The organism is Micromonospora sp. M51, from assembly GCF_018070305.1.
Taxonomy (GTDB): domain Bacteria; phylum Actinomycetota; class Actinomycetes; order Mycobacteriales; family Micromonosporaceae; genus Micromonospora; species Micromonospora parva.
On the sequence record NZ_JAGPXZ010000421.1, the window covers coordinates 1 to 5,357 of the forward strand.

Below are 5,357 nucleotides of genomic sequence, written 5' to 3' on the forward strand. Positions count from 1 at the left end.
GCGGAGTCGCCGTACCCCCGCAGGTCGGGGGCGACCACCCGTAGCGTCGATGGCAGCCGGCGGACCAGCGGCTCCCAGAACAGCGCGGACGAGCAGTTGCCGTGGATCAGCAGCACCGGCGCGCCGTCCGGCGGACCGGCCACCCGTACCGCCTGGGTGATGCCGTTCGCCGTCACGATCCGCTGCTCGGTTTCCATCCGCGGCATGCTGCCACGGGTGTTCGCGCCGGTCCAGGTGTCGGATCGCCATCCAGCGCGGCGGCCCGGTGTGGCTGACCGCCAGGCGGTCAGCGGCGGGTGCCCGGTGGTGTGGCCAGGGGCAGCGGCACTGTCGGCCGGACGTCGCGCCGGGACGGGCCGAAGCTGAGCCCCACCGGGTCGGTGAGCGCCACCCCGGGGTCGAACAGGCGCAGTTCGGTACGGCCCAGCCGGATCACGTCACCGTCGGAGAGTCGTTCCACCTCGGTGATCCGCCGGTCGTTGAGCCAGGTGCCGTTTGTCGAGCCGAGGTCCCGCAGGGACGGCCCTTCCGGCGCCAGCCACACCTCGGCGTGGCGACGGCTCAGGTGCGGGTCGTTGATGACCACCTGGCCGGTCGGCGCTCGGCCGATCACCTGTATCTCGGCTCGCATACGAAAACTCGCGCCGCGCATCGGCCCACCCGCGACCGTCAACAGCGGCATCAGTTCCGGATGTTCCTCCATGGACAGTCAGCCCTCCACCCCACACCGTCACTCCGCGCGTCAGCTTGCCATCAGACGGTAGTCGTCAATACCGACCGGCCGGTCAGCCTCTCGTCACCTCCCGGCCACCTGCCGTTCGACGATTCGGGCGGGCCGCGTTCGCCACCACCACGCTGACCTGCACTGATCAACGATCGGCCGGGTTGGTGCGACGCCGGCCCCCCGGCCCCGAATCGGCGACCCTACCGGTGAGTAATCCTCGGGTCTAGACTTCCGCCATGACGGCAGTGCATATCCCGGGCGTTCCGGTCATCGAAGCGGGTCAGTTGGTCTCCACCAGCCCGGCGACCGGCGTCGAGGCCGGTCGCTTCCCGGTCGCCACCGACGCCGACGTACGGCAGGCCGTCGCCCGCACCCGCGCCGCCGGCGAGTGGTGGGCCAGCCTGGGCTTCACCGGCCGCCGTCAGCGGATGCTGCGCTGGCGCGCCCTGCTCGCCACGCGCATCGAGCAGTTGGCCGAGTTGGTGCACGTCGAGGGCGGAAAGCCGGTCGCCGACGCCATCGTCGAGATCGTCACCGCGATCGAGCACATCGACTGGGCCGCCCGTAACGCCGGGCGCGTGCTCGGCCCACGCCGGGTGCGGTCCCGGCTCATCCTCGCCGAGTTCTCCGGGCACCTCGAGTACCAGCCGTACGGGGTGGTCGGCGTCATCGGGCCGTGGAACTATCCGGTCTTCACGCCCATCGGCTCCGCCGCGTACGCCCTCGCCGCCGGTAACGGCGTGGTGCTCAAGCCGAGCGAGTACACCCCGGCCGTCGGCCAGTGGCTGGTGGACAGCTTCGCCGAGGTGGTGCCCGAGCAGCCGGTGTTCACCGCCGTGCACGGACAGGGCGACGTGGGCGCCGCGCTGTGCCGCTCCGGCGTCGACAAGCTGGCCTTCACCGGCTCCACCGCCACCGCCCGCAAGGTGATGGCCGCCTGCGCCGAGTCGCTGACCCCGGTGCTCATCGAGGGCGGCGGCAAGGACGCCATGATCGTCGACAGCGACGCCGACCTGGACGCCGCCGCCGAGGCGTGCGTCTGGGGCGGCATGACCAACGCGGGGCAGACCTGCATCGGCATCGAGCGGGTGTACGCCGTCGACGCCGTCTTCGACACCTTCGTCGACAAGGTGGTGGCCCGCGCCGGTCGGCTGACGGTCGGGCCGCAGGGCACCGACATCGGCCCGATCACCATGCCCCAGCAGATCGACGTGATCCGTCGGCACATCGACGCCGCGATCACGTCCGGTGGGCGCGCCGTGCTCGGCGGCCCGAGCGCCGTGCAGCCGCCGTACGTCCACCCCACAGTGCTGGTGGACGTCCCGGAGGACTCGGCCGCGGTCCGCGAGGAGACCTTCGGCCCCACGCTGACCATCAGCCGGGTCCGCGACGCCGACGAGGCCGTCACCCGCGCCAACGCCCTGTCGTACGGCCTCGGTGGTTCGGTCTTCGGCCGGCGGCGCGCGGTGTCCATCGCCCGGCGGCTGCGCTCCGGGATGGCGTCGATCAACTCCACGCTGACCTTCGCCGGCATGTCCACCCTGCCGTTCGGCGGTGTCGGTGACTCCGGTTTCGGCCGGATCCACGGGGAGGACGGCCTGCGTGAGTTCGGTCGGACCAAGGCGATCACCCGACGCCGCGCCCGGTCGCTGCTGCCGTCGATGACCTTCGACCGCACCCCCACCGACGTGGCCCGGCTCGTCAAGGCCATCAAGGTCATGTACGGGAGGTAAGTGTCGGATAACCGATCATCAAGAAGGATCGGCGTATCCACATGTTTATACGCCGTGGTCGCGGCGGTACATTGCGTTAAATGGGCCCCAATCGATTGCGCTACCGCCTTGTCGACAGTGACCAGTCGTGGAGCGCCCGACGGCGTCGGCACCGCTCGGACTGGCTGGCGCGCACCTTCCCGGACATCGGCGACATGCACGTCGTCGATCTCGGTGGCCGGCTCGGCACCTGGCACCGTGCCACCGTCCGGCCGGCCCGCGTGACAGTCGTCAACCTGGAGTCGCCGCCCACCGTCGTCCCGGACTGGGCCCACGTCGAGCAGGCCGACGCCTGCGACCTGCCCCCGCACCTCGTCAAGGGCAGCTACGACCTGGTCTTCTCGAACTCCGTGCTGGAGCATGTGGGCGGGCACGAACGCCGGATCCGCTTCGCCGCCGCCGCCCGCTCCCTTGCCGACCGGCACTGGGTGCAGACGCCCTACCGCTACTTCCCCATCGAGCCACACTGGATCGCGCCGGGCATGCAGTTCCTGCCGGTCCGGCTGCGCACCGCGTTCGCCCGCCGCTGGCCGTTGGGGCACAAGCCCACCCGCAGCCACGACGCCGCCATCCACCAGGTGCTCTGGACCGAGTTGTTGGACCGCTCGCAGATGCGGCACTACTTCCCCGACTCCACCATGCTGGTGGAGCGGGTGTTCGGCCTGCCAAAGTCGCTGATCGCGGTGCGCAACGGGTAGGGCCTGTTTCGTAGGGGCGGTCGAGCCGAGGCGGAGTCCGGGCGGCGATCCGGCAAGGCGGGGTTTCGTCCGGATACCGGTGTTGTATCCGGACGAAACCGCAACGCCGCCGGTCGTCGTCCGGGCCCGCCGCAGGCCGGCCAGTTCTTATGAAACAGGCCCTAAGGCGCCGAGGGTCAGAAGAGGGTCAGCTCGTCCTTCACGATGCCGCGCAGCTTGTCGTAGTCCACCACCACACAGCGGATGCCCCGGTCGGTGGCGAGCACCCGGGCCTGCGGCTTGATCTCCTGAGCGGCGAAGACCCCGACGACCGGGCTGAGCAGCGGGTCGCGGTTCATCAACTCCAGATAGCGGGTCAGCTGCTCCACCCCGTCGATGTCGCCACGCCGCTTGACCTCGACGGCCACCGAACCGGAGTTGGCGTCCCGGCAGAGCAGGTCCACCGGGCCGATCGCCGTCATGTACTCGCGGCGGACCAGGGTGAACCCCTCACCCAGGGCACTCGGGTTGGCGGCCAGCAACTCCTGCAGGTGCGCCTCCACCCCGTCCTTGCGCAGACCCGGATCCACCCCCAACTCGTACGAGGTGTCCTGGAAGATCTCCTCCAGGGTGATCCGCAGCTCCTCGCCGGCCTTGTTGACGACCCGCCACACCCCGGGGGCCTCCTCCAGCCGGCAGGGTGGGCTCATCCAGTTCAACGGCTTGTACGCCCGGTCGTCGGCGTGAATGGACACCGACCCGTCCGCCTTCACCATCAGCAACCGGGTGGCCAGCGGCAGGTGAGCCGAGAGCCGTCCGACGTAGTCCACCGAGCACTTCGCAATGACCAACCGCACCCGACGAGGGTAGCCGAGCACCCACCGGTCGCCAGCGAGCGGCACTGGCGCGTCGATGCGATGCTGAGATCGTGTTCGAAGTCCTCACCGGCACCGGTCTCGCCGCCTCGGCGGGGCTGAACGCCTACATACCCCTGCTCATCCTCGGTCTGCTCGGCCGCTACACCGACCTGATCGACCTGCCCAGCGGCTGGACCTGGCTCGGCAACGGCTGGGTCATCGTCATCATGGCCGTACTGCTCGCCGTGGAGGTGGTGGCGGACAAGGTGCCAGTGGTCGACCACATCAACGACGTGGTGCAGACAGTGGTCCGACCCACCGCCGGTGGCCTGGCCTTCGGTGCCGGCTCCTCGTCGGAGACGGTGACGGTCAGCGACCCGGGCAGCTTCTTCTCGTCCCACCAGTGGGTGCCGGTCGTCACGGGCGTACTGCTGGCGCTGGGCGTGCACCTGCTCAAGTCGGCGGCCCGGCCCGTCGTCAACGCGGCCACCGCCGGTTTCGGCGCCCCGGTGGCCAGCACCGCCGAGGACGCCACCAGTGTGGTGGTTTCCCTGGTGGCGATCATCCTGCCGGTGCTGGTGCTCGTCTTCCTGGTCGGCCTGGCCTTCTTCATCTTCTGGTTCATCCGCCGACGTGGCGAACGACGTCGTGAACGGGAGGCTGCCCGCGCCGCCGGCTTCCGCGTCTGACGGCGGGCGGGCTCGCCGTACCGGGGTTCGTCAGGCCGACAAAAGCCTAGTATCGGGGCAGGAGCCTAGAGGAGGTCGGCATGACCGCAGCGTTGGAGATGCCCCGAGTCCAGGAATGCGTGGTCGCCGCCTGCGCGTACAACAGGTCAGGTGACTGCCACGCCTTCGCGATCACGATCGGCAGCATGGATCACGCGCACTGCCACACCTTCGTCGAGTCGCCGGTGCAGGGCGGTGTGGAGAGCCTGATCGCGCAGGTCGGCGCCTGCCAGCGCGCCGACTGCCGGCACAACGAGCAGTTGGAGTGCCACGCGTCGTCGATCAGGGTCGGCCCGGACAACGACATGGCCGACTGCATGACCTACGCCGGCCGCTGACCCGCGCCGGCCCGCCGGGGTGACGAGTGATCAGGGCAGGTCGTTGGCGCGACGGATGACCGTCACCAGGTCGTCGATGATGCCGGTGAGGGCGAAGTCCTTCGGCGTGAAGACCCGGGCGACCCCGGCCGCCCGCAGGGTGTCCGCGTCACCGGCCGGGATGATGCCGCCCACCACCACCGGCAGGTCCGCCCGTCCGGCGGCGGTCAGCGGCGAGGGTTCGGTCTCGGTGTACCTGTTGACCCCGACCACCACATCGGC

At 70.2% G+C, this 5,357-nt stretch carries 7 protein-coding genes and 1 pseudogene; 4 read left to right on the plus strand and 4 right to left on the minus strand.

All coding sequences use genetic code 11. The features are described 5' to 3' along the window. Together KBX53_RS21030 and KBX53_RS21035 are read right to left on the minus strand one after the other, a co-directional pair. The coding region (locus tag KBX53_RS21030) for an alpha/beta fold hydrolase (RefSeq protein ID WP_210861174.1) at positions 1-206 on the minus strand (206 nt) is incomplete at its 3' end. 80 nt (positions 207-286) lie between these two features. Next, the gene (locus KBX53_RS21035; RefSeq protein WP_210861176.1) at positions 287-703 is read right to left on the minus strand and encodes an FHA domain-containing protein; all 417 of its coding nucleotides are present in this window, start codon (positions 701-703) and stop codon (positions 287-289) included. Positions 704-960: 257 nt separating this feature from the next. Between KBX53_RS21035 and KBX53_RS21040 the strand changes: the two genes are divergently transcribed. Together KBX53_RS21040 and KBX53_RS21045 are read left to right on the plus strand one after the other, a co-directional pair. Continuing rightward, positions 961-2,457: an aldehyde dehydrogenase family protein gene (locus KBX53_RS21040; RefSeq protein WP_210861178.1), complete on the plus strand. Its 1,497-nt coding sequence runs from the start codon at positions 961-963 to the stop codon at positions 2,455-2,457. Between the two features lie 80 nt (positions 2,458-2,537). Continuing rightward, positions 2,538-3,194 (plus strand): class I SAM-dependent methyltransferase, encoded by a 657-nt coding sequence (locus tag KBX53_RS21045; protein WP_030333206.1) that lies wholly within the window; start codon positions 2,538-2,540, stop codon positions 3,192-3,194. Positions 3,195-3,370: 176 nt separating this feature from the next. On the opposite strand, the gene nucS is transcribed toward KBX53_RS21045, so the two are convergent. Then, a complete protein-coding gene (gene nucS / locus KBX53_RS21050; RefSeq protein WP_030333204.1) occupies positions 3,371-4,030 on the minus strand; it encodes an endonuclease NucS in 660 nt (219 codons plus the stop codon). A 71-nt stretch (positions 4,031-4,101) separates the two neighbouring features. On the opposite strand from nucS, the gene KBX53_RS21055 reads away from it, so the two are divergent. Both KBX53_RS21055 and KBX53_RS21060 read left to right on the plus strand, forming a co-directional pair. Beyond that, a complete protein-coding gene (locus KBX53_RS21055) occupies positions 4,102-4,719 on the plus strand; it encodes a DUF4126 domain-containing protein (RefSeq protein ID WP_030333202.1) in 618 nt (205 codons plus the stop codon). An 80-nt stretch (positions 4,720-4,799) separates the two neighbouring features. Further along, complete coding sequence (locus KBX53_RS21060; protein WP_030333201.1) at positions 4,800-5,096, plus strand: DUF1540 domain-containing protein; 297 nt, start codon at positions 4,800-4,802, stop codon at positions 5,094-5,096. Positions 5,097-5,126: 30 nt separating this feature from the next. On the opposite strand, the pseudogene KBX53_RS21065 reads toward KBX53_RS21060, so the two are convergent. Next, a pseudogene (locus tag KBX53_RS21065) lies at positions 5,127-5,357 on the minus strand (hypothetical protein); the annotation flags it as partial.